This window comes from uncultured Novosphingobium sp. (assembly GCF_964277725.1).
GTDB classification, from domain to species: Bacteria; Pseudomonadota; Alphaproteobacteria; order Sphingomonadales; family Sphingomonadaceae; genus Novosphingobium; species Novosphingobium fluoreni.
Genome location: NZ_CAXYKL010000075.1, coordinates 1 through 23207 on the forward strand (window position 1 = coordinate 1; position 23207 = coordinate 23207).

The window sequence follows — 23207 nt, forward strand, 5'->3', positions numbered from 1 at the left end:
GGTCATGGTCGCCAGCATCGAGCCGGCGAGCAGCGCCTTGCGCACAATCGAATGTCTCATAGTGGAATCGCACCCTGTATAACGATCTTGGTTATGCTGGGCGGGCCAATATGGCTGGATTGCGACATTCATGTGCAGGTTTTAAGACAGTGGCGAAACTCCCTCTTCATCTGGTCTTCATTTAAGCAGGATAGCTTTGATTAACGGGGGTTTTCTTTGTGGCGGAAGGGCCACTCGCGGGAAACAATCGCGCTGAGATCGCAAGCAAAAGCACGGTTTACCAGCCCATGCTGCCTTCGATGCCCTTGAATGGTCCTGCCAGGTCGGACGTGATCCAACCGCCGTAGAAGCCGCCGGGCTGCGGTCGCACCTGTTCGCCGTCGATCGTGCAGTGATCGAAGGGCGCGGCATAGAACGCCACATGATCGCGCAAGATCGCGAAGGACGCGGTGGGCTGGGGGTAGCTCCATGCCACGTCTCGCAATTCTTCGGACCCGATCCGAACGTGCCAATATCGCGCCTCACCCTTCCACTCGCAGAACGACCGGCGGCCCGAGGGTATCAGCAAACCCGGCGTGATCGCGTCGGGTGGCAGATACCACGTGGGCGGATGGCTGGTCTCCAATGTCCGAACCGCCTGACGCGTTTCAGCGACGACGATGCCGCGATGGGCAATGCGGACATGGCGGTCGCTGGGTTCCGCCACTGCAGGTCTGGGATAGTCCCACACGCTTTCCTGCCCGGCCGCCACCGGATCACGCCAAGGCTTCATCGCAGCAGGCTCTACAGCAACTTGTCCAACGTGATCGGCAGATCGCGGATACGCTTGCCGGTCGCGTTGTAGATTGCGTTGGCCACGGCGGCAGCGACGCCGGTGATGCCGATCTCGCCGATACCGTGCGCGCCCATCGGAGCATGAGGATCGGGGATGTCGGTCCAGATCACGTCGATCTCCGGCACGTCGAGGTGCACTGGCAGGTGGTACTCTGCCATGCTGGCGTTCGCGATGCGGCCGTTGCGTTCATCCAGCTGGGTTTCCTCCATCAGTGCCATACCCAGGCCCATGATGATGCCGCCGCGAAACTGGCTGAGCGCGGTCTTGGGGTTGAGGATACGACCGCAATCGAACGAGCCCAGAAAGCGGCTAACGCGCACTTCACCTGTCACCGCGTTCACCCGCACTTCGCAGAACAGCGCGCTGTACGAGTGCATCGACCAGTGCATGGTTTCCAGTGGCGCCGATCCCGCTTTCGTTACGGACAAGTCGTCGCGCTGCGCTCGCGCCAGGATGGAGACGTACGTTTCCTTCGCATCCGGGTTGTCCAAGCGGGCCAGGCCGCCCGCTTCACTGCCCACTTCATCGGCGGATGCGCCCGAAAGTGGCGAATCATTCCCCGCCAGCTTCAGCAGCTCTTCCACCAGGGCGTTGTGCGCCGCGATCACGGCAGCGCCGATGGCGGCGGTCTGCTGCGATCCGCCCGCCATGATTGCGCCGGGAATCGCCGAATCGCCATAGGCGACATCAACTTGCTCCAGCGGCAATCCCAGCCGCTCCGCCGCGACGATGGCGGTGGTGGTGGCCGTGCCCATGCCCATCTCGGCAGCGGCAATTTCCACTTTGGCCCGGACGGCGTCACCCTCGCGCGTCAGCGTGATCCGCGCCTCCGCGCCGGGCATGCGATAGTAGGGATAGGTCCCCATCGCGCAGCCCATGCCGACATGCCACTCACCATCCCGGCGAGAGCCCGGCGTCTCAGGCCGGTCGGCCCAGCCAAAGCGATCTGCGCCGGTGCGCCAGGCTTCCACGATGTGCCGGGAAGAGAACGGCGTGCCCTTGATCGGGTCCTTCTCGGGCTCATTGCGGATACGCAGTTCCACCGGGTCGATGCCCAGACTGTCGGCCAATTCGTCGATCGCGGACTCCAGCGCGAACGTGCCAACCGCTTCGCCCGGCGCGCGCATGAAGGTGTTAGCCAGGGTGTCCATCCGGCCAACTTCGACCTTCAGCAGCATGGTGTCCGCGCCGTACATCGCCTGCGAGCCCAGGATGAACGGCTCTGGCATCGTGCCGTGCAGCGGCATGGTGGAGATGCCAGTGTGGATCAGCGCGTCGAACGTGCCGTCCGCCTTCGCCCCGATCGCCACGCGCTGCTGCGTGATCGCGCGCCCGCCGACGACGCGGTAGACGCCTTCGCGCGAAAGGGCGATGCGCACCGGCCGCCCAGCCAGCTTCGCGGCGGCGGCGCCGATCACCTGATGATCCCACAAGCCCTTCGAACCGAAGCCGCCACCGACATAAGGTGAAGTCAGATGCACCTGCTCAGGATCCAGCCCGAAGATCTGCGCCATGTTCTGCGCCTGCTGCGTCACCATCTGGCTGGCGTCGTGGATCACCAGTCGATCACCGATCCACGCCAGCGTGGCGGCATGCGGTTCGATCGGATTATGATTGTGGCGCGGAGTGCGATAAATTTGGTCCACCCGGTGCGGCGCGGCGGCGAACGCGGCCTCGGCATCGCCCACTTCGTCAAGCAGCGGGGCGCCCATGAACTGACCCTGCTCGACGCCGTTCGCCTGAGCCTCGGCCAGGCTGGTCACCGCACGCGTTTCATCGAACGTCACATGCACCAGAGAGGCGGCGTGATCCGCCTGCTCCTGCGTTTCGGCCAAGACGCAGACCACGGGCTGGCCATTCCAGTGGATCACGTCGTCCTGCATGATCGGTAGGTCGGTCGCACCGACCGCGCTGGGACTTGATCCGAACATCGGCATGGGGTTCAGGCGCGGCGCATTGTGGTGCGTCATCACCAGAACCACGCCGGGTGCCGCCTCTGCCTGTACGCTGTCGATCGCCGCGATCCGGCCCTTGGGGATTGTGGAATAGACCAGCGCGGCATAGACCATGCCATCGAAGCGATACTCGGCCGCGAAGGCGGCAGTGCCGCTGACCTTGTGAACCCCGTCCAATCGCGAAACCGGCTTGCCGATCAGGCCATGCTTGCGGCCGATCAGCGGATCGGGGACACCGCCCGGTATCCAGCTGTCAGGCGCAAGCGGCACCAGCTTTTCCATCGCCCCTTGCACCAGACCCTGGGCGGCCTGCTTGGCCGCATCGAACACGCTCATGCCGCTTCTCCCCGAGCCAGATCCGTCAGGACAGCAGCGAGCGTTCGCGCCGCCAGCGCAGGCTTGAACGCGTTGTCGCGAAGCGGGCGCGCCTCGGCAAATTCCGCTGCGGCGGCATCCAGCACCGCTTGCTGCGTGATCGTCTGCCCCCGCAACGCGGCCTCCGCCTTGGTCGCGCGCCATGGCTTGTGCGCCACGCCGCCAAAGGCGATGCGCACATCCGCCACGCGATCGCCCTCCAGCTGCAGCACCGCCGCCACCGAAACCAGCGCGAAGGCGTAGCTCGCCCGATCCCGAACCTTGCGATAGGCCGAGCGCGCGCCGGTTGGCAGCGCTGGCAGCGCGATCGCGGTGATCAGCTCGCCATCGCGCAGCACGGTATCTCGATCGGGCTGATCACCGGGCAGGCGGTGAAGATCGGCGAACGGGATCGTCCGCTGCCCCTCGGCGCCTTCCACATGGACCGTCGCGTCCAGCGCGGCTAAAGCCACGCACATGTCGGACGGGTGCGTGGCGACGCAGGCGTCTGACGCGCCCAGCACGGCATGGATGCGGTTGAAGCCTTCGCGCGCATCGCAGCCCGATCCCGGCGTCCGCTTGTTGCAGCGTGCCCCTTCGGCGTCGTAAAAATAGGTGCAGCGCGTGCGCTGCAGCAGATTGCCGCCAACGGTTGCCATGTTTCGGATCTGCGCAGACGCTCCGGCCAGGATCGCGCGCGAAAGTACGGGATACCGCGTGCGAACCGCAGGATGTTCGGCCAGCGCGGTGTTGCGCACCGCCGCGTCGATCAGCAGGCCACCGTCATCCGTTTCCGCGATGGTCGCGGGCAGGCCCGTCACGTCTATCAACTGATCCGGCCGGGCGATCGTCTCGCGCATCAGGTCGACGAGGTTGGTTCCGCCACCCAGATAAGCCGCGTTGGAGATCGCGCCCCGGCGCAGGGCGTCCGCCGCGTCATCGGCGCGCGCGTATTGGAACGGGTTCATGCGGGCACTCCCTGAACCAGGACGGCCTGGATCGCCTCGACAATGCCGTTGTGCGCGCCGCAGCGGCACAGGTTTCCACTCATCCGCTCCTGAATTTCCTCGCGGGTGAGAGTGATGGTGCCGCTAAGATCGTCGCTGACGTGACTGGGCACGCCGCGCTGCGCCTCTGCCGCCATGCCGATCGCGGAGCAGATCTGGCCCGGCGTGCAATAGCCGCATTGAAAGCCGTCATGCTCGATGAAGGCGGCCTGTAGCGGATGCAGCCCGTCTTCACTCGCCAGACCTTCGATGGTGGTGATCTGTCGTCCGTCAAACTGCACCGCCAGCGACAGGCACGAAAGGATGCGCTCTCCATCCACCAGCACCGTGCAGGCACCGCAGGCACCCTGGTTGCACCCCTTCTTCGTGCCGGTGAGGTGCAATCCCTCCCGCAAGTGATCCAGCAGCGATACGCGCGGATCGGTGGGAGCAGGCACCTGCGCCCCGTTGACGAACAATGACATTGCGATCCTCCGCACGACGATTGGGGGTAGAACGAACAAATGACATTCTCGTGCCAAGCGGATCGCAGGTCATTTTGCGATCGGGCGCAGGCAAGCGGCCTTGTGTCTCGAAAGCGATCCACCCCTGTTATCACGGCCCTGATAGCGAAGTCTCGCACCGCTTGACCCGGCGGCTGACCGCCCTAGCAAAGCGAAACCGCATCCAAGGGAGAAGGCCATGTTCTCGCATATCGTCGTCGGCAGCAGTGACCTGCAACGATCCAAGACATTCTACGATGCCCTGTTCGCCGCGATCGGAGGGCCTGAGGGGATGAACGCCGGGACACGCGTGATCTACGCGCACAACGGCGGCAGGTTCATGGTCGCCACGCCAGTAAATGGTGAGCCATGCTCTTTCGCCAATGGCGGTACGATCGGCTTCCTTATGGCCAGCGCGGAACAGGCCGACGCCTGGCACGCCGCTGGCATCGCCGCGGGCGGCAAGACTTGCGAAGACCCGCCGGGCGTGCGCGACCTGGGCGTCAGCAAGCTGTACCTCGCCTACTTGCGCGATCCCGACGGCAACAAGCTTTGCGCCAACTACCGCATGGAAAGCTGACCGGAACGCGCGCGTTTCTCCGGGGCCCGGCGCGATCGTGGCCGGACCCGGAGAATGCGCGCGGCTAGATGCGGCCGGCAGCGTGGTCCAGGCGCAGACAGATCGCCTTGGGCTCGGTGAAGGCATTCATCGCTTCGTACCCGAATTCCCGACCGATGCCGGACAGCTTGTTGCCGCCAAACGGCATCGCCAAGTCCAGCACGTTGTGCGTGTTCAGCCAGACCGTGCCCGCATCGATGCGATCCGCCAACAGATGCGCCCGATCCAGATTGCGAGTCCAGATACTCGCCCCCAGCCCGAACGGCGTGTCGTTCGCCAGCTTCACCAGATCGTCCCCTTCGTCGACGCGAGCGGCGCAAAGGACCGGGCCAAAAATCTCCTCGCGCATCGGCGTCATCTGCCGGGCGACGCCAGCCAGCACGGTGGGTGGATAGAACCAGCCTTCCCGGTCGGCCACTTTGCCCCCCGCCACGGCGATCGCGCCTTCGGCAAGGCCGGCGGTGACGATGCCACCCACCCGATCGCGCTGCCGCTTGGAAATCAGCGGGCCGACTTGCGTGGCGGCATCGAAGGCAGAGCCCAGCTTCAGATCGCGCGCAATTTGCGCCACGCCTTCCAGCACCTGATCGTAGAGCGGGGCCTCCACCAGCAGCCGTGATCCGGCGGTGCAGATCTGCCCGGAATTGGCGAAGATCGCCATCGCCGCGCCGGGGATCGCACGCTCCAGATCGGCATCGGCCAGGATGATCGTGGGCGACTTGCCCCCCAGTTCCAGCGTGACTCGCTTCATCGTCTGCGCGGCGGCGGCCATGATGCGCTGGCCGGTGGCGGTGGAGCCGGTGAAGGCGATCTTGCGCACCAGCGGGTGATCGACCAGCGCCGCCCCCGTCTCTTGCCCATAGCCGGTGACGATGTTCACCGCGCCGGCCGGAAAGCCCGCCTCGATGATCAGCTCGCCCAGCCGCAGCGTCGTCAGCGACGTTTCCTCCGAGGGTTTGAGCACCACGGTGCAGCCAAACGCGATCGCGGGGGCCAGCTTCTGAATGGCTTGGCCGATCGGGAAATTCCACGGTGTGATCCCGGCGACCACGCCGACCGGACGCCGCTCGGTATAGGCGCGATAGGTCGCGTCTTCGGGCACCAGCGGGTTCAGCGCGATGGACTGCCCGGCGATCTTGGACGCCCAGCCGGCGAAATAGCGCAGCCCGTCGATCGTGAACTGCAAATCGATCGCGCGCGTCACCGCCAGCAGCTTGCCACTGTCCAGCGATTCCAGCGCGGCCAGTTCATCCGCGTGTTCCTCCACCAGCAGCGCCAGCCGCTCCAGCAGGCGGCCCCGATCGATCGGACGCATGGATTGCCATTCGCGGCTTTCGAAGCAACGGTGCGCCGCCTCCACCGCACGATCGACATCGGCGGCGCTGCACGCCGGGATCGTCGCGATCTGGCGGCCGGTGGCGGGATCGAGCACGGGGATCGTGGCACCTGCCTCCAGGGGCTCCATCAGCGCACCGTCCAGCAGCAGGCGGCCTTGCGGCAAGCGCGCTTGCAGCGTGGGAGGGCTGGCGATGTCGGTCAGCGGCGGCGCCTGATCGATGGTGGTCATGCGGGAGAGTCTCCTGTGGAACGGGATCAGGCGGCGGCGACGGCCACGGTGCCGGGCGCTGTGCGGCCTGATGCGGGGCGCTCTTCCTCCACTTGCGTGGAGCCGACCCGGGCAAACACGGCGGGGCGGGCGATCCGCAGATAAGTGCCGTGGACCAGGCCCAGGATCGCCAGCGGCAGGAACAGCCAGGGCAGCTTGTTCACCACCGCCAGCGTGGTGCCGGTCAGCGCCGAATAGTTGGTGAGCGACAGATAGGTGGCGATGGCGATCAGGATGCCGCCGACCAGCGGCGACAGCGTCTTGCCCAGCGAAAACTCCCTGCGCCGGGCGAAGAACAGCGGCACCGACAATGACGTCGTGGTCAGCAGCAGCAACAGGCCCACCGCGCCCATGGAGGACAAGCTGGTCGCCAGGTTCAGCAGCGGGTCGAGGCCCGCCAGCGCGAACAAGGAAACGACCACGGATAGGATCACCGTCAGCACCACGCAGGCCGCGCTGGGCGATCCATGGACGGGGTGAACGTGGCCCAGCACGCGCGGCAACAAGCCATCGCGAGCCATCGCGAACATGTATCGCGTGATGTTGTTGAAAAAGCCCAGCACCGCGGCGAACAGGCTGGTGATCGTCAGCAGGCCCAGCAGCTCGCGCCCGATAACGCCCATATAGCGTTCCGCCACGCCGGCGACCAGGCGCCCAGGATCGGCCCCGGCCACGGCCTTCACATCGCCGGGCAGGATGCTCAGCACCAGGCACCAGGATGACAGGACATAGAAACTGCCCAGCACCATCACCGCGCCGTATGTGGCGCGCGGGATGGTGACGGCGCGGTTGCGTGCCTCCTCCTGATATATCGCCGTCGCCTCGAAGCCGATGCAGCCATTGATCGCGTAGATCACCGCGATGCCCAGCCCCGGCGCGAAGATGGTGGTGGGCGAAAAGCTGCTGAAATCGATCCCGGAGAACCCCTTGTGCCACAAAATCAGCACGTCCAGCACCATGATCACCAGCACTTCCGCCAGCAAGGCGATGGTCAGCACTTTGGCCGCCATGGTGATCTTGCGAACGCCCAGCCAGGCGGTGACGGCGATGGTCAGCGCAGCCCAGATCTCCCAGCGCGTACCGATCCCGGTGGCGTGGCGGATGAAGTCGGTGACGAAATAGCACATCGCGCCCAGCACCGATGTGGCCGAGCAGATATAAGCCGTGACGGCGATGTAGGCGGCGGCGATGCCCGCCTCCTTGCCGATGCTTGAGGCGATATAGGCGTAGAACGCCCCGGCGTTGCGCACATGCGGCATCATCCGCACATAGCCGACGGCGAACAGCAGGATCACGAAGCACATGCCCAGCAAAGTGCCGGGCATCCCCGCGCCGTTGCCGAATGCGATGGCCAGCGGGATGATGCCGGCCAGCACGCCCATTGGCGCGGCGCAGGCCAGGATCATGAAGATGATGTCCCAAGTGCCGAGCATCCCCGGCAGGAGGCTACCGGTATCGGCAGCATCACGAACGTCAGCCATGCCTCTTGTGCATCCTCTCAGAGCCTCTCTCGGCAAGCGGCCGTCCCCAGCGCTTCATCGTCGCTTGGGGCGCGCCAGTTGATTGCGCTTCCGACCGCGCATTTTGTATTTCCGGCCAAGCTGTTGCACCCGGCCGCGTTCATCGTTGTCAGCCGCCCGGAACCAGCGCGATCACGCGCAGCGGACTGCCCGAACCGCCCTGGATCTTAAGCGGAGTGGCGATGATCACCGCGCCGAAGGTAGGCAGCTGATCGATATTGGTCAGACACTGCAGGCCATAGCGGCCATTGCCGTGCAGGATCGCGTGGGCGGGCAGCGGCTCCTCAAAATGCGAAGCCTGGCCCGCATCGGTGCCCACCGTCTCCACCCCAAGGCCCACACAATCGCGCTCGTGCACCAGAAAGCGCATCGCGCCTGCATCCGGCCCGGGCGAATGCGCACCGTCATCCTTCAGGTTGAGGTAGGAGAGCGTACCTACGCGTTTGTGCCAATCGGTGCGCAGCAGCACCCAGTGGCGCGGCGGGATGGGGCCATTGCGCGCTTCCCACTCCTCCAGGAATTCGCGCGTCAGGATAAAGTCCTCATCCGCCGCCGATTCCGCGCTGATATCCACCACCACGGCGGGGTGGATGAAATCAGCGGGCGGCAGCGTGTCCACCGTGCCGTTGGGGACGTCCTTGCCGGTGATCCAGTGCGCCGGCGCGTCGAAGTGCGTGCCGGTATGCTCGTTCATCGAGATATTGTTCCAGTACCACGCCGGACCGGTGCCGTCGTAGCGTGAGACTGTCTCCATGCGGAACGGCTCGCACTGGCCGAATTCGGAAGGCAGCACGATCACGGGGAAATCCGGCGAAAGCGTGTTGGTCAGGTCCACCACGGTGATCCCGTTGGTGGCGATGCCGCTGGTGAGCGCGGCAAGGGTCTGGGTAGGGGCGGTCACAGGCTATTCTCCCGTATGAAAAGCGCCGGGTCTGCCGACCAGCGCTGCATGGCCTCGATCGCGGTATCGCCGATGCAATGCGTTTCCAGCCCCTGCTCCAGCGCCTCGACCACGCCCTTGCCGATGCGCGCGGGGGCGATCTTGGGCAGCGGCACGGACTGGTGATCGGCATCGTCCACCGCGCCGACCAGAAGGCTGATCACCCGGGCATTTGCGCCGCGCATCTCATGCCGGAAGCTATGCAGCAGCGACAGGCGGGCCGCTTCCGCTGCCGAGAAGGCGGGATAAGCCGCATCGGGCGCAAGGGCAGTGGCGGAAATCACGTCGACGAAGGCGGCGGACGGCCGCCCGCGCAACATCGGCCCGCAGCCCTGGGTCAGCCGCAGCAGACCCAGCACGCCCACGTCCAGCGCGCGCTTCTGGTCCAGCAGGCCTTCTCCCGGCCGCACGAACCGCGCGGTGTTGACCACGATGTCCAGTGGCCCGGCGATATCGCAGAGGCATTCGGACACGGAGCGGGTGTCGGTCAGGTCCAGCGACACGAACCGTACGCCGTCGATCGCCGGCGCGGTGGCGGGCGGGGCGATGCCGGCAACGATGCTGGCCGCATCCGCCGCCTTCAGCGCTTCCACCACGGCGCGACCGACGGGATGGCCCGCGTCCGTCACCAGCACGGTGGAACCGCGCACCGGCACCACGAATTCGCGCCACTGCGTATCGGTCATGTCGGGGGTTTCTCCAGCAGCGAGGGCGAACAGCGCGGCGTTTCCGCCCTTGTCTAGCATCAGCCTGATCTCAGCGCGCGCGCCCACCGCCAGCGTGGGCGAGAGGTGCGCTATCGCGGTCGGCCCGGCGTCCAGCGCCACGGTACCGATGCGCCAGGGCAGAAGCTGACGGAAATAGAGATCGGTGGTGGCGCGGATCGTGGTTTCGGCCAGCAGCGTGGCACCGCGGGGCTGGTCCTGCCACACCAGATCACCCCAGCATTGCGGACACACATCCCGCGGCGGATACGTCACCGCCTGGCAATCCGCGCATTGCTGCAGGACGAAACGGCCCGTGGCGGCGCGAGCCGCAAGGGCGTGCGCCGCGCGGCTGCGCTGGCCGGGCGGCACATGCCGCTCCACCTTGCGCGCCAGCGGATCGCGCTTCTCGGGCTTGGGGCGCAAGCTCATGCCGCCTCCAGGAGCGCAGCGGCGGTGCAGACCCCGCGATCGTAATTGACGAGGCCGAAGCCCGATACCAAGGAGCGCCGCGCATTCGGCACCTGACCGCCCAGAGGCTGGCGCAGGATCTGGCGCAGGCCCTCGGTCATGTTCTGGAAACCGCCCGCCGCGCCTGCCTGGCCTGCGGACAATTGCCCGCCATTGGTATTGAGCGGCAAATCACCGTCGATGCCAAAGTTGGTGCGGCGAATGAACTGCGCCACATCACCCTTGGCACAAAAGCCCAGGTCTTCCAGCTGCATCGCCACGATCACCGGATAGTCATCATAGACTTGCAGCGTGTCGATATCCTGCGGGCCGATCCCGGCCATCCGCCACAAGTCATCCACATCCATCGCCCAGCCGCCACGCCATTGGACCAGATCATCGGGATAGGCGTTGTGCCGCTCGATCGTGGAGAGCACGCGCACAGTCTGAAGGCCCAGCCGCTCCGCCACTTCTGCCGTCGTCACAAGAAAGGCCTCGGCCCCGGCGCATGGCATCACGCAATCGTAGAGGTGCACCGGATCGCTGATCGGGCGAGCCTTCAGGTAGGCTTCCAAAGTCAGATCACCGCGCTGCAACGCCAGTGGATTGCTGCGTGCGTTCTGTCGCTGCGCCACGCATAGCTTGCCGAAGTCCTCACGCGTCACGCCGTACTGGCGCATGTAGTTGTCGGTGATCAACGCGAACGTGGCGTTGGGCCCGCCAAAGCCATAGGGATAGACCGCATCTTGCGAAAAGCGCGAGAAGTTCGCCAAGGTCTTGCGGAAACTGTCCAACTGGTTGGTATCCGCCGCTACGCAGGCGACCACTTCGGCATCACCGCATTGCACCGCGCGTGCGGCGCGGCGCAGCGCCATCACGCCGCTGGCCCCGCCGGTGGGAAGATGGTCCAGCCAGCGCGGACTGAGCCCCAGATGCTGGATCATGCCGACGGCGGTGTCCGGCCCAGCCGAAAAGCTGGCGAAGCAAAAGCCGTCAATCGCATCGCGCTCCAGCCCGGTGGCCTGGCTCAAAGCGCGCAGGGCCTTGCCCGCCCACCAATGCGCGGTCTGCGTCGAATAGCGTTCATACGGCACCGTGACCGGCGCACAGACGACGACATCATCGTAGCGCAACCGCTTTCGCATCACACCTGGCGCTTCTTGAGAGCGCGGGTATCGTGGCACTGGGCCTTGTCCATCTTGTCGGCCACCTGATCCTTCAAGGCTGCGCGCAGGATCTTCTGCGTTGGCGTCAGCGGCAGCGCGTCCACGAAGCCGATCCAGCCGGGGACCTTGTAATAGGCCATCTGGCCCAAGCACCAGCGCGCAATCACCGCCGCCGTCTCGGCATCGCCCGGCCCGCCACGCGGCACGATCAGCGCCGTCACCTCATCGCCGCGCACCGCGTCTGGCGTGGCGGCGACGGCGGCCTGGCGCACCAGGGGATGGCGATTAAGCACGGCTTCCACTTCCACCGCGGCGATATTCTCGCCCGAGCGGCGGATCACGTTCTTCTTGCGATCCACGAAGTGCAGATCACCGTCCGCATCGCGCGAGACGATATCGCCGGTGTGGAACCAGCCATCCGCCCAGGCCTCTTGCGTCGCCGCCGCGTTCTTCAGGTATTCGCGAAAGAACCCGTAATGCGGGTTCGGCCCGGCGCGGCGCACCAGCAGTTCGCCCGGCGCGGGATCGACCACGTCCACGCCCTGATCGTCGACCAGCCTGATCTCCACTTCGTCTGTCACCCGGCCAAAGCAGTGCGAGCCGGTCTTGCGCGGCTCGCGATGCGCAGAGATCACGCCGCCGCTGCCTGTCTCGGTCATCGCCCAGGCCTCGATCAGCGGGAAGCCGAAGCGCGCCTCGAACGGATCGTGCAATTCGCGCGCCACGCCCGCGCCAAAGCCGAAGCGGACCGCGTGGGCCTTGTCCGACGCATCTTGCGGAGCGCCCATCAGCATGGAGGGCATCACGCCCAGGTAATGCACGCAGGTGGCACCGCTGCGCTTCACGCTGTCCCACCATGTGCTGGGATGAAAGCGATCCAGCATGGTGAGGCAACCACCCATCGTGACCATCGCCATCACCGATACCGCCATCGCGTTCATATGGAACACCGGCAGCGGCGTCAGCATCCGCTCCTGCCCGACGCGCAAGTCGATCAGGCCGCCGACATCGCGGTACCAGTCACCCGAGTGCAGGAAGTATTCGTTGGTCAGCACGCAGCCCTTGGGCTGGCCGGTGGTGCCCGAAGTATAGAGCAAGGCTGCTTCCGCCGCGCAGCCGCCCGCCTGTGGGCGGCCGGGGCGGTCGATCTCGGGAAGGGGTTCGCCCGGCACGATGACCTGGATCGGATTGCCCGCCTGATGCGCGGCCAACGCCACTTCATCGCGTCGTTCCGGCAGAACGAAGGCGGCATCCATTTCGGAGTGGCCGATCAGGTAGGACAGCTCGCTCAGCCGCAAATCGGGATTGAGCGGGATCACCGATGCACCAAGGCCATTCAGCGCGAACCAGATCTCGATGAAGACGGGGCGGTTCTGCAACAGCAGGCCGACGCGGTGGCCATCGTCGTAGCCGGCGGTGCGCAGGACATCCTGCCACGCGCCCACGCGCCGCGCCATCTCGCGATAGCTTACTTCGCCCGCTTCGATACCGTAGATCGCGGCGGTTTCCGGCAGGACGTTCAGGAACGCATGATCGGCAAAAGCGTCCGCCGTCTGCGCAAACCGGGAGAAGACCGTCTCGTTGCCCACTGCGCCTCTCGTACAAAGATGATGTGTTGCGGACGGGAGCCGGCGCTGAAGCGCATCCTCTCTATTTCCGTCACCGCACGTTGCGTGACGTATGCATATGCATATTTATGATGGCAGGCAACCGGAAAAGATGCGCGTGCCTCAGGGCTCCTGCCGCTTGGCGTTCTCGATCATCTGCAGCAGAACGCGGCGGCACACCGCGATATCATCCGCATCGATGCCCTCGGACAGGATTTCGAAGTGGGTTTCCGCCGCAGGCCAGCTAGCGTGCAGCAGGTCACTGCCCGCTGGCGTCAGCGCCAGTTCCCGGCGGCGCTGGTCGGCCTGTGAGATGCGCCGCTCCACCAGGCCGGCCTGCACCATCGCATCGATCGCCCGGCTGGCGGTGGACTGCTCGGCAAAGGCGCGCGCTGCAATCTCGTTCACCGTCAGAGTGCCGTGGATGTGCAGCACCGAAAGCGCGCGCAGGGTTACGACGTTCAGGCCATTGGCGCTCAGCCGCCGGTTCTGCGCCGCTTGCCCGAAGCTGGACAGGCGGTTAACCAGATAGGGCACATAGCTTTCCAGTTCCTCCTGCGTCTGCGGGGGAGCTGGCTTGCGTTTGGGCGATGTCTTGGCGCGCGGCCCGGCTCTGGTCACTGCTCTGGTCACTGCTTTGTAGCTAGGGGGGTGGAAGCTTGCTGAACGCCTTGCACGACTGGCGATGACCATGCGCTATGGCCTTGCCACGCACGCGTCAAGCAAGCCGCCCCGGAACGATCCGCCTGAACCGACCGGACTGCCTAGAAAGAGCGGATCGTGCGGATCAGCCCGTCGAGGTTGCCCATTTCCGCATCCTTGATCGCCGCCTCGCGCAAGCGCCGCGCCCAATCGGCCGCGTCGGCGCGGTGCTTGATCAGGTCGATGGTCTCCATCACCCGGTCGAACTTGGACAGGCCGCGCGCGTGCGTGTCGGAATAGCCCTTGATCAAGCGGCGGCATTTCAGCACCTCCACCCCCAGCAGATAATTGTTGCGCACGTGCAGCCCGGCCTTCTTCAGCCAGGCGTCGCGATGTGCCACTTCCTCTGCATGGCGCAGAGACCTGCGCCGCAGCCCCTTCAGCCCGCCCAGGATGTAGAGCGCCACGAACCAGCGCAGGGAATACGTGCGCACGCGCCGCCCCTTGTTCACCCGGCGATCGAGCCAGGCGTAGAGGCCGTCCTGCTGCTTCAGCCAGCGGCCAAAGGCGGCGGGCAGCATCCCCGTCACTTCCTCCATGCGGGGATGCATGAACTCCGTGGTGTGGAGAATCTGCCCATCCCTGACGCCGACATCCTTGGCGATGCGATCCCGGCGAGAGCCGCGCGTCTTAAGGTCGGCCACGCGAATCACGTCGTCATACGTCATCGCGTTGGCCAGGTACTTGGCCCCGTTCTCGGCAAAGGAATGATCATAGCGGCCGCCGTCCAGCAACGTGTCCAGCCCGACCAAGTCTTCCAGCAGCGCCAGATATTCCTCACCATAGGCAAGGTCCTGATAATCAATGACCTTGCGCAGGCCGTGCCACGCCATCGGCTGCACCGGAGCGGGCATGGCGATGATACGATCGAACAAAGGCAAGAGCCGCGCATCGCTCGGCGCGCTCGGCAGTTTGTCCACCCCATCCGAAGGCGTGCCCGCAACGATGGCGGCAGGGCGATCCTCCGGCTTGCGCCCCGCTTCGTCGAAGGCGGCGTCAAAGGCCTTGAGGCTGGCGGCGACGCCCTTGCCTTCCCCCTCGATCACGGCGTGGTAGTCCCCCTTGGCGAACGGCAGCGCGCCCGATCCGGCCAGCGCGCCGAACATCGCGGCGGAGATCACGCTGCCGTGCCGCACCGCCAGCGCATCCATGTCGAACAGAATCTGCTGGCGCGCGACGACATCCACCGCCTCGGAAACCGAGAGGCTATCGGCGATGCCTTCGCCCGGCGCCATCTTCTCGGTGACGGTGAAAGAACGGTGGGTGGAGGCGATCAGCGTGGTGCGATCGGGCGTGACGATGCCGCGCAGGATCGAACGGCCCGCCTCCATGAATTCGGACGCCATGACGATATCGACATCGCCCGGCGTCGGCATCTGCGACAGGATGGGCTTCTGGCCATTCAGGCTGGCCATCATCTCGACGTAATAGATTGTCGCGCCGGTGCGCTGCGCCACGCCCGGCACCGAGGTGGACTGGGCGGTCCAGCCCGCGTTCTCCGCCAGCTTGACGATCCAGCCGGTCAGCACGCCGCCGCCCTGCCCGCCCATCGCGACGATGGCGATGTTGATCGGGCGCTCGGTCGCTTCGCCAGCGGGCGAGAGCGGCAGTCTTAGCTTCTCTGCCAACATCACGCGGCCTCCAGCGTCAGGCGGCTGCTTAGGCGACGCTTCTGCAGCTTGCGGATCACGCCCATAGATAGCTTCGCCTTGAAGCGGTCCCAGGCGGTGGGGTTGTGGATCACTTCGGCGCGATAGAACGAGGGGCACAGCGCCGCCGCCTCGGACACTTCGCCGCAATTGCCGCAGGCCACGCAGCTGTTGTCGATCGCGGCGACGGGATCGTCGCGCAGCGGATCATTCAGTTGCTTGACCGAGAGCGAGGGGCAGCCGGACAAACGGATGCAGGCGTGATCGCCCGTGCAGACATCTTCGTCCACGCCGAACCGCTCCTTCACCACGCGCTTTCCGTCCTTGATGCGCTTGGCGATCTGCGGCTTCACCCGGCGCTGCTTGTTCAGCATGCACTCTGACGAGGCGATGATGATCTTGGGCCCTTCCTCGGTCGTCGTCAGCGCTTCGTGCAGCGTGTCGCGCATCTTGGCGACATCGTAAGTCCGATCGACTTCGCGCACCCATTTCGCGCCCACGCCCTTCACCGCATCGATGATCGGGTTGTTGGTGCTGCGGTTCGCGTTGTCGGCGCGGGAGGAGAGGATGTCCTGCCCGCCCGTGGCCGAGGAATAGAAGTTGTCGACGATTAGGAACACGCCATCGTGCTTGTTGTAGACCGCGTTGCCGATGCCGCTGGTGAGGCCGTTGTGCCAGAAGCCGCCATCGCCCATCACCGCGATCGAGCGCTTGGCGTCAGACTTGGCACCGAATGCCGAAGTGGAGGCCGGGCCCAGGCCAAAGCCCATCGTGGTCGCGCCCAGGTTGAACGGCGGCAGGATCGAGAACAAGTGACAGCCGATATCGGCCGAGACGTGATGCTCGCCCAGATCCTCGTTGACCAGCTTCATCGCCGCGAAGATCGGACGCTCGGGGCAACCAGTGCAAAGGCCCGGCGGACGGCTGGGCACCACGGACTTGAGCTTTTCCACCTTGGGATCGGCCAGCACCGCCGAGGCATCGGGCACGGGCGGGCGATTGCCCAGCAGGCGCGGATCGTTCTCCTCCAGGAAAGTCTGGACGCCCTGCATGATCGCGTGCGCGGTGTAGTCACCCGCCATCGGCAGCACGTCCTTGCCACGAACCTTCGCGTTGATATCGCGGCGGCGCAGCACGGTGTTCAGCGCCTGCTCCAGGTATTCGGGCTGCCCCTCCTCCACCATCAGCACCGCGTCCTTGCCAGCGGCGAACGCGGCGACTTCGGTGTCGATCATCGGATAGGTGACATTCATCACGTAAAGCGGGATCTGCGTGTTGCCGTAGGCGTCTGACAGCCCGAGATACTGCAAGGCACGGATGACGTTGTTGTACATCCCGCCCTGCAGGATGATGCCGACCTTGCCTTCCTCAGGCCCGAAAAATTCGTTCAGCTTGTGATCGCGCACGAAGTCTATGGCGGCGGGCATCCGGCGCTGTATCTTCTCATGCTCATGCTCATAGGCGGCGGGCGGCAGGACGATACGGCCAAGATCGCGCCGGGGATGATTGCGCGCATCGTCGATGGTGAAGGCCGGCTTCACGTTGTCCTTGCAGATGAAGCTGCCGTGCATGTGGCAGGTGCGCACCCGGATTTGCAGCATGACCGGCGTGTTCGACACTTCGGACAGCTGAAAGCCCTTCTCGATCAGATCGACGATGCAAGCGTGATCGGGCCGGGGATCGAGCAGCCACATTTGCGACTTCATGGCAAAGGCATGCGTGCGCTCCTGCATGATCGAGGAGCCTTCGCCGTAATCCTCGCCCACGATCACCATCGCCCCGCCGGTGACGCCACCCGAAGCCAGGTTCGCCAGGGCATCGGAGGCGACATTGGTGCCGACGGTGGATTTCCACGCCACCGCGCCGCGCAACGGGTACATCACCGAGGCCGAAAGCATCGCCGCCGCTGTCGATTCGTTGGCCGAGCTTTGGAAGTTGACGCCCAGTTCGCCCAGCACGTCCTTGGCGTCGGACAGCACGTCCATCAGGTGCGAAATCGGCGATCCCTGATAGCCGCCGACGTAGGAAACGCCCGATTGCAGCAGGCCCTTGGTGATCGCCAGGATCGCCTCGCCCCGGAACTCTTCACCCGCGCCCAGACGCAAATGCTCGACCTCGCGCGCGAAAGACCGTTCCGCCATGACTTCTCACCTCGTGTTTAATATGCATTTGCATATATTTATGCGGAGCGTGTGTCAATGATGCGGAAAGTCGGGCGCATTTGGCCCAAACCGCACGCTGCGTGGCCTGAAACGAAATGGGGCGATGCGGGGGCTGATCTATCCTAGGCTGTCATCAAAGCAGCCGGTGAAGAGGGGAATATCCATGATCGCAGCGATCATCAGTGCGTGTCGCGGGGCCTTGCGCCAAGGCGATCGGGCGCCCTCGTCCGAAGGCGCCGGGCTGACGCGGGCCGGGTTCCTGCAACTGGCGGCGGTCGGCGCGGTGACGGCAGGGGTCGGCCTGGGCATCGGCGAAGCGATGGCGGCCAGCCGCCGCGCCATCCCGCGCGTCACCGATATCGACAAGCTGTATGACGCCTGGCAGTCGCGCTTCAACGCGGCCGATCTGGAAGGCATGGTCGATCTCTACGTCCGCGATGTCACCTACATCAACCCGCAGGGCAAGCCGATGCCGGGACACGCCGGCGTCCGTGCCGACATGGCCGAGGCTTTCGCCTTCGAGCCGCGTATCGACATCCATGATCGCAAGCACCTGACCTATGGCGATACCGTGCTGACCACCAATCACTGGAAACTGTGGATGCGCGGCCCCGACGGCAAGCAGCAGGAATTGACCGGCGGCGGCATCGAAGTGCTGCGCCGCCAGCCCGACGGCGCCTGGCGCTTCATCATCGACGACGCATCGCGCTCCGCCTCCTGAATCAGGGCATATCGACCTTCAGCGCCGGGCCTTCCCCCGGCGCAGGGCGTTGCGCATCGCGATGCTGGAATTGATGCGGGTGACGCCGGGCAGGCGGGACAGCACTTCCCCGTGGATGCGCTCGTACGAAGCGGCGCTTTCGGTTTCCACCCGCAGCCAGTAGTCCACCTGCCCGGTCATCAGGAAGCACTCCTTGATCTCGGGGTGCTTGCGCACGGCCTGTTCGAAGCGGGCGAGGTATTCCTCCGTCTGCCGATCCAGCGTGACCTGCACCACCACGCTGACCATTTGCGCCTCATCGATATCGCCGGTGACGATCGTGTATCCGCGAATCACGCCTTCATCCTCCAGCTGGCGAATGCGACGATGGCAGGCGGAGGGGGACAGGCCGATCTCCTCCGCGATCTCGGCGTTGGAGCGCCGGCCGTTCAGCCGCAGCAGCCGGAGTATCTCCTGATCCATGCGATCCAGCTTGTGCGCCATAGCCGCCCTCCCCCCCAACGTGATTCCAGATTGATCCCGGCATAATCCCAGCATGATCCCACCGATCGGCAGAACCTTCACCGAATACCGCACGATCGTGCAAGACAAGTTTTCAGGCCGAACAATCTTTCTATCTTCGGTGCGTCATTCGAACCAGCATCCTATATCCTCCCTATCAAGCCCAGGAGCGTTGCATGACTGATCCCGCAAGATTGACCGGCGCCGTCCTGACGATCGACCTTGAGGCGATCGTGGCCAACTGGCGTCGCTTGCGGGATGAGAGCGGTTCTGTGCATGTCGCCGCCGTGGTCAAGGCGGACGCCTATGGCCTTGGCGTGGCGCACGTCGTGCCCGCGCTGCACGCCGCCGGATGCCGGCACTTCTTCGTGGCCCACCTGATCGAGGCGCTGGAGGTGGTGGACATCCTGCCGCGCGGCAGCTTCGTGGCGGTGCTTAGCGGGCTGAACCCCGGCGCCGAGAGCGCCTGCGCGGCCGCGGGCGTGATCCCGGTGCTGAACAGCCTGGGGCAGGCACGCCGCTGGATCGCGCAGGCCCGGATCGACAATCGCCGCCTGCCCGCGATCCTGCAAGTGGACAGCGGCATGTCGCGCCTGGGCCTGCCGCCGCACGAAGCCGCCGAGCTGGCGGCGGATCAGGAACTTACCGAACGCCTTTCGATCCTGGCGGTGATGAGCCACCTCGCTTGCGCCGACGAGCCTGAAGCACCCGCCAATCTCGCCCAAGCCGAAGCGTTCGGCCAGTTGGCCGATCTCTTCCCCGGCGTGCCGCGCAGCCTGACCAACAGCGGCGGCTGCCTGCTGGGCGAACGGTTCGCCGGTGACATCGCCCGGCCCGGCATCGCGCTTTACGGCGGCGATCCGGCCACCGGCGATCACGCACCCTTCGCGCCTGTCGTGCGCCTGGAAGCAGCGGTAATCCAGATGCGGCAGATCCCGGCCGGCACTGGCGTCGGCTATGGCATGACCTGGCACGCGCCGGTCCCGACCCGGCTTGCCACCATCGGCGTGGGCTATGCCGATGGCTGGCTGCGCAGCTTGTCCGGCCAAGGTGCGGCGTGGTTCGGGGAAGCTCGCCTGCCGATCGTCGGCCGCGTATCGATGGACAGCATCATCGTCGACATCTCGGCCCTGCCCGAAGGCGCGCTGGCCGAAGGCGACATGGTGGAACTGATCGGCCCGCACCAGACCATCGACGATGTGGCCCACGCAGCGGGCACCATCTCCTACGAAATTCTCACCAGCCTCGGTCAGCGGTATCATCGGGTCTATCGCCCCGCCGCTGCGCAACAGGAGCTTGCGGCATGAAGATCGCCGTTCTGGGCGCCGGCGTCATCGGCGTCACATCCGCGTGGTACTTGGCCAAAGCCGGGCACGAGGTCGAAGTGATCGACCGCCAGCCCGGTCCGGCGCTGGAGACCAGTTTCGCCAACGCCGGCCAGGTTTCGCCCGGCTACTCCGCCCCCTGGGCCGCGCCGGGCATTCCGCTCAAGGCGATGAAGTGGCTGACGATGAAGCATTCGCCGCTGGTCCTGCGCCCTGGCCTGGACTGGCAAAGCTGGCGCTGGGTCAGCCAGATGCTGCTGAACTGCACCGAAGCCGCCTATGAGCGCAACAAGGGCCGCATGGTGCGCGTCGCCGAATACAGCCGCGACCGTCTGGAAGACCTGCGCGCCGAAACCGGCATCGCCTATGACGAGCGCACGCAGGGCACGTTGCAGCTGTTCCGCACGCAAAAGCAGCTGGACGGCATCGGCAAGGACATCGCGGTGCTGCGCGCATACGGCGTGCCTTACGAGGTTCTCGACGTCGAGGCGTGCGTGGCGGCCGAGCCGGGCCTGCGCCAGATGCGCCATACCTTCGTGGGTGGCCTGCGCCTGCCGCATGACGAGACGGGGGACTGCTTCAAGTTCACCAACGCGCTGGCGCAACTGGCCACCGACAACGGCGTGCGGTTCCGCTTCGGCACTTCGGTCTCCGCGCTGGCGCATGACGGCAGCCGCATCACCGGCGTGCGCACCACGTCCGGCGTGGAGCGGTTCGACGCCGTGCTGGTCGCTTGCGGCAGCTTCTCCCCCGCGCTGGTCCGGCCGCTGGGCATCACGCTGCCGGTCTATCCAGTGAAGGGCTATTCCATCACCGTGCCTATCATCGATGAAGACCGCGCGCCGGTCTCCACCATCATGGACGAGACCTATAAGGTGGCCATCACCCGCCTGGGTGACCGCATCCGCGTGGGTGGCACGGCGGAAATTTCTGGCTTCAACACGCGGCTGGATCCCGCTCGACGGGAAACGCTGGAGACTTCGGTAGGCAGCCTGTTCCCCGGCGCGGCGGACCTGGCCGCCGGCAGCTTCTGGACCGGGATGCGCCCGATGACGCCGGACGGCACGCCGGTGATCGGCGCCACTCCGTTCGCCAACCTGTTCCTCAACACCGGGCACGGCACCCTGGGTTGGACGATGTCCTGCGGATCAGCGCAACTGATCGCGGACATCATCTCGGGCCGGAGCCCCGCCATCGATCACGCCGACCTGGGCGTGGCGCGATACGCCTGACCTTATTTTCTTCGCAAAAGGGCTATAGCATGACTATCCAACGCATCGAATCCGGCACCCGCATGAGCCAGGCCGTGATCCATGGTGACACGATCTACCTGTCGGGCCAGGTGGGTGAGCCCGGTTCCAGCGTGGCGGACCAGACCCGCCAGGTTCTGACGCAGATCGAAGACCTGCTGGCGCAGGCCGGCAGCGACAAGTCCAAGATCCTGATGGCCACCATCTGGATGGCCGACATGGCTGACTTCGCCGAAATGAACACCGTGTGGGACGCCTGGGTGGGCGGCAAGGACGCCCCGGCCCGCGCCACGGGAGAGGCCAAGCTGGCGACGCCGGACTACAAGGTGGAAATCATCGTCACCGCCGCACGCTAAGGCGTTTCGCCAAGAGTTCATCCCGCCTGGCCGCGTAGCCTGCCCGTTTGGTGCAGGCTGCGCGGCCATTTTTTGTGGCGGACCGCCGCGATCAGACGACCGAGGCCAGGCCGATGCCCTTTTGCACAGCCGTCTCGTTCTCGTCCGAAATCTCCTGCGTCAGGAAATCAACGAAGGCGCGCACTTTGGCCAGGGCGTAGTTACCCTTGGAGAACATGAGGTAGAGCGGGATTTGCGCCGTCACCAGATCGGGCAAGACCACTTCCAGCCGATCCGCCGCGATATCCTGCTCCACGAAGAACAGCGGCAGGTAGCTGATCCCCAGGCCATCGATCGCGGCCTGACGGGCAAAGCGCACCGAGTTGGACGTCAGCGGCCCGCGGTTCACGGTGACGGTGGTGTCGCCGGACAAGCGCCATTCGCCCACGCGCGACAAGTGCGTTTCCAGGATGCAGGTGTGATCCTTCAGATCACTGGCGATCGAGGGGCGGCCGTTCTTTTCCAGGTACGATTTGGCCCCCACCAGCACCATCGGATAATTGCGCAGGCGCACCGCATCCAGGCTGCTGTCGTAAGGCTCGCCCATCCAGAACGCCACGTCGAACCGGCCCTTGAGCAAGTCGGCCCGGCTGTCCGACAAGTTCACGAACAGGCGCACGTCCGGATAGGTCTGCAGGAAACGGGGGATGATGCTGGTCAGGTCGAACAGCGAGGAGACCACCGGGGCGTTGACCTTCAGTTCGCCGCGCGGGCGCGAGGTCATGCCGGTGACGATCGTGTTCGCCTCGTTCACCTCGTCCACGATGCGGGCGCAGCGGGTGTACATCTCGCGTCCGGCGGGGGTGAGCGAGACCGCGCGGGTGGTGCGATCCAGCAGCTTGACCCCCAGGCTAGCCTCCAGCCGCGCGATCTGGCGGCTGACGGCGGCCTTAGAATAGCCCAGCGCCGTCGCGGCGGATGAGAAGCCGCCGGTGGAGACCACCGCGGCAAAGGACATCATGGCGATGACATTGTTGATTTCAGGTTTATCTTCCATGCGTTTCCCTCCCGTTTGTTGATCGCCCTGTCAATATGGGGGTTTGGGGAGGTGCCGGCCGCCCTTCGGCTCGAACCCAGGCCCTGCCGGCCCTGCCCCCACATGTCGCCATTGTCGCCAGCGCTGGAAATAACAAAATTTGGGCTACAGGACACTGGCTGCGGGCAAGCGCCATCGTCCGCAGGCCAGCGCGGCGATATGGCCCGAAGCAGACGGCAGGCGTTGCGGCCGGCGCTGGCCTGGCGCGACAGGCTTGGCTC

Annotated in this window: 20 protein-coding genes; 5 read left to right on the forward strand and 15 right to left on the reverse strand. The window is 65.5% G+C overall.

All coding sequences use genetic code 11. The features are described from left to right. Positions 1 to 277 precede the first annotated feature (277 nt). Genes ACHWRX_RS04420 through ACHWRX_RS04435 form a run of 4 tightly spaced genes read right to left on the reverse strand, consistent with a single transcriptional unit; the run spans position 278 to position 4615 of the window. Positions 278 to 772, reverse strand: a complete 495-nt coding sequence (locus tag ACHWRX_RS04420; RefSeq protein ID WP_394658237.1) for a DUF427 domain-containing protein — start codon at positions 770 to 772, stop codon at positions 278 to 280. Positions 773 to 783: 11 nt separating this feature from the next. Further along, positions 784 to 3126, reverse strand: coding sequence for a xanthine dehydrogenase family protein molybdopterin-binding subunit (locus ACHWRX_RS04425; RefSeq protein ID WP_394658238.1), 2343 nt, complete (start codon positions 3124 to 3126; stop codon positions 784 to 786). Continuing rightward, positions 3123 to 4112 (reverse strand): FAD binding domain-containing protein, encoded by a 990-nt coding sequence (locus ACHWRX_RS04430; RefSeq protein WP_394658239.1) that lies wholly within the window; start codon positions 4110 to 4112, stop codon positions 3123 to 3125. Before ACHWRX_RS04430 ends, ACHWRX_RS04425 begins: the two co-directional genes overlap by 4 nt. After that, a complete protein-coding gene (locus tag ACHWRX_RS04435; RefSeq protein WP_394658240.1) occupies positions 4109 to 4615 on the reverse strand; it encodes a 2Fe-2S iron-sulfur cluster-binding protein in 507 nt (168 codons plus the stop codon). The genes ACHWRX_RS04430 and ACHWRX_RS04435 overlap by 4 nt, the downstream gene beginning before the upstream one ends. A gap of 217 nt (positions 4616 to 4832) precedes the next feature. Between ACHWRX_RS04435 and ACHWRX_RS04440 the strand changes: the two genes are divergently transcribed. After that, positions 4833 to 5213 carry a VOC family protein gene (locus tag ACHWRX_RS04440; protein WP_058736255.1) on the forward strand — a complete coding sequence of 127 codons (381 nt, stop codon included), beginning with the start codon at positions 4833 to 4835 and terminating at the stop codon, positions 5211 to 5213. Between the two features lie 64 nt (positions 5214 to 5277). Here the strand turns inward: ACHWRX_RS04440 and ACHWRX_RS04445 are convergent, their stop codons facing one another. The 9 genes from ACHWRX_RS04445 to ACHWRX_RS04485 form a co-directional block, all read right to left on the reverse strand. Continuing rightward, positions 5278 to 6819, reverse strand: coding sequence for an aldehyde dehydrogenase family protein (locus tag ACHWRX_RS04445; RefSeq protein WP_394658241.1), 1542 nt, complete (start codon positions 6817 to 6819; stop codon positions 5278 to 5280). 26 nt (positions 6820 to 6845) lie between these two features. Beyond that, a complete protein-coding gene (locus ACHWRX_RS04450) occupies positions 6846 to 8339 on the reverse strand; it encodes an APC family permease (RefSeq protein ID WP_183615515.1) in 1494 nt (497 codons plus the stop codon). Positions 8340 to 8487: 148 nt separating this feature from the next. Next, positions 8488 to 9279, reverse strand: coding sequence for a cyclase family protein (locus ACHWRX_RS04455; protein ID WP_288484502.1), 792 nt, complete (start codon positions 9277 to 9279; stop codon positions 8488 to 8490). Continuing rightward, positions 9276 to 10454 carry an SDR family NAD(P)-dependent oxidoreductase gene (locus tag ACHWRX_RS04460; protein WP_394658242.1) on the reverse strand — a complete coding sequence of 393 codons (1179 nt, stop codon included), beginning with the start codon at positions 10452 to 10454 and terminating at the stop codon, positions 9276 to 9278. The genes ACHWRX_RS04455 and ACHWRX_RS04460 overlap by 4 nt, the downstream gene beginning before the upstream one ends. Continuing rightward, positions 10451 to 11617: a thiolase family protein gene (locus ACHWRX_RS04465; RefSeq protein WP_394658243.1), complete on the reverse strand. Its 1167-nt coding sequence runs from the start codon at positions 11615 to 11617 to the stop codon at positions 10451 to 10453. Before ACHWRX_RS04465 ends, ACHWRX_RS04460 begins: the two co-directional genes overlap by 4 nt. Beyond that, on the reverse strand, positions 11617 to 13227 hold the full coding sequence (locus tag ACHWRX_RS04470; protein ID WP_394658244.1) for an AMP-binding protein: 1611 nt from the start codon (positions 13225 to 13227) through the stop codon (positions 11617 to 11619). Before ACHWRX_RS04470 ends, ACHWRX_RS04465 begins: the two co-directional genes overlap by 1 nt. Positions 13228 to 13368: 141 nt before the next feature. Further along, positions 13369 to 13866: a MarR family winged helix-turn-helix transcriptional regulator gene (locus tag ACHWRX_RS04475; RefSeq protein ID WP_058736261.1), complete on the reverse strand. Its 498-nt coding sequence runs from the start codon at positions 13864 to 13866 to the stop codon at positions 13369 to 13371. Positions 13867 to 14009: 143 nt separating this feature from the next. Then, the gene (locus ACHWRX_RS04480; RefSeq protein ID WP_394658245.1) at positions 14010 to 15578 is read right to left on the reverse strand and encodes an indolepyruvate oxidoreductase subunit beta family protein; all 1569 of its coding nucleotides are present in this window, start codon (positions 15576 to 15578) and stop codon (positions 14010 to 14012) included. Next, positions 15578 to 17737, reverse strand: a complete 2160-nt coding sequence (locus ACHWRX_RS04485; RefSeq protein ID WP_394658246.1) for a thiamine pyrophosphate-dependent enzyme — start codon at positions 17735 to 17737, stop codon at positions 15578 to 15580. The genes ACHWRX_RS04480 and ACHWRX_RS04485 overlap by 1 nt, the downstream gene beginning before the upstream one ends. A gap of 184 nt (positions 17738 to 17921) precedes the next feature. Here ACHWRX_RS04485 and ACHWRX_RS04490 point away from each other — a divergent pair, with 184 nt between their 5' ends. After that, complete coding sequence (locus ACHWRX_RS04490; protein ID WP_058736264.1) at positions 17922 to 18479, forward strand: SgcJ/EcaC family oxidoreductase; 558 nt, start codon at positions 17922 to 17924, stop codon at positions 18477 to 18479. Positions 18480 to 18497: 18 nt separating this feature from the next. Here the strand turns inward: ACHWRX_RS04490 and ACHWRX_RS04495 are convergent, their stop codons facing one another. Next, entirely contained in the window at positions 18498 to 18962 is a 465-nt protein-coding gene (locus ACHWRX_RS04495) for an Lrp/AsnC family transcriptional regulator (protein ID WP_183615523.1), read from the reverse strand. Positions 18963 to 19156: 194 nt separating this feature from the next. Here ACHWRX_RS04495 and alr point away from each other — a divergent pair, with 194 nt between their 5' ends. Genes alr through ACHWRX_RS04510 form a run of 3 tightly spaced genes read left to right on the forward strand, consistent with a single transcriptional unit; the run spans position 19157 to position 21911 of the window. Continuing rightward, positions 19157 to 20287 carry an alanine racemase gene (alr, locus tag ACHWRX_RS04500; RefSeq protein ID WP_394658247.1) on the forward strand — a complete coding sequence of 377 codons (1131 nt, stop codon included), beginning with the start codon at positions 19157 to 19159 and terminating at the stop codon, positions 20285 to 20287. Beyond that, positions 20284 to 21537 (forward strand): D-amino acid dehydrogenase, encoded by a 1254-nt coding sequence (locus tag ACHWRX_RS04505; RefSeq protein WP_394658248.1) that lies wholly within the window; start codon positions 20284 to 20286, stop codon positions 21535 to 21537. The genes alr and ACHWRX_RS04505 overlap by 4 nt, the downstream gene beginning before the upstream one ends. A gap of 29 nt (positions 21538 to 21566) precedes the next feature. Beyond that, positions 21567 to 21911: a RidA family protein gene (locus tag ACHWRX_RS04510; protein ID WP_058736267.1), complete on the forward strand. Its 345-nt coding sequence runs from the start codon at positions 21567 to 21569 to the stop codon at positions 21909 to 21911. Positions 21912 to 22002: 91 nt separating this feature from the next. Here ACHWRX_RS04510 and ACHWRX_RS04515 read toward each other — a convergent pair whose 3' ends face one another. Further along, positions 22003 to 22947 carry a LysR family transcriptional regulator gene (locus ACHWRX_RS04515; RefSeq protein ID WP_221225894.1) on the reverse strand — a complete coding sequence of 315 codons (945 nt, stop codon included), beginning with the start codon at positions 22945 to 22947 and terminating at the stop codon, positions 22003 to 22005. Positions 22948 to 23207: the final 260 nt, after the last annotated feature.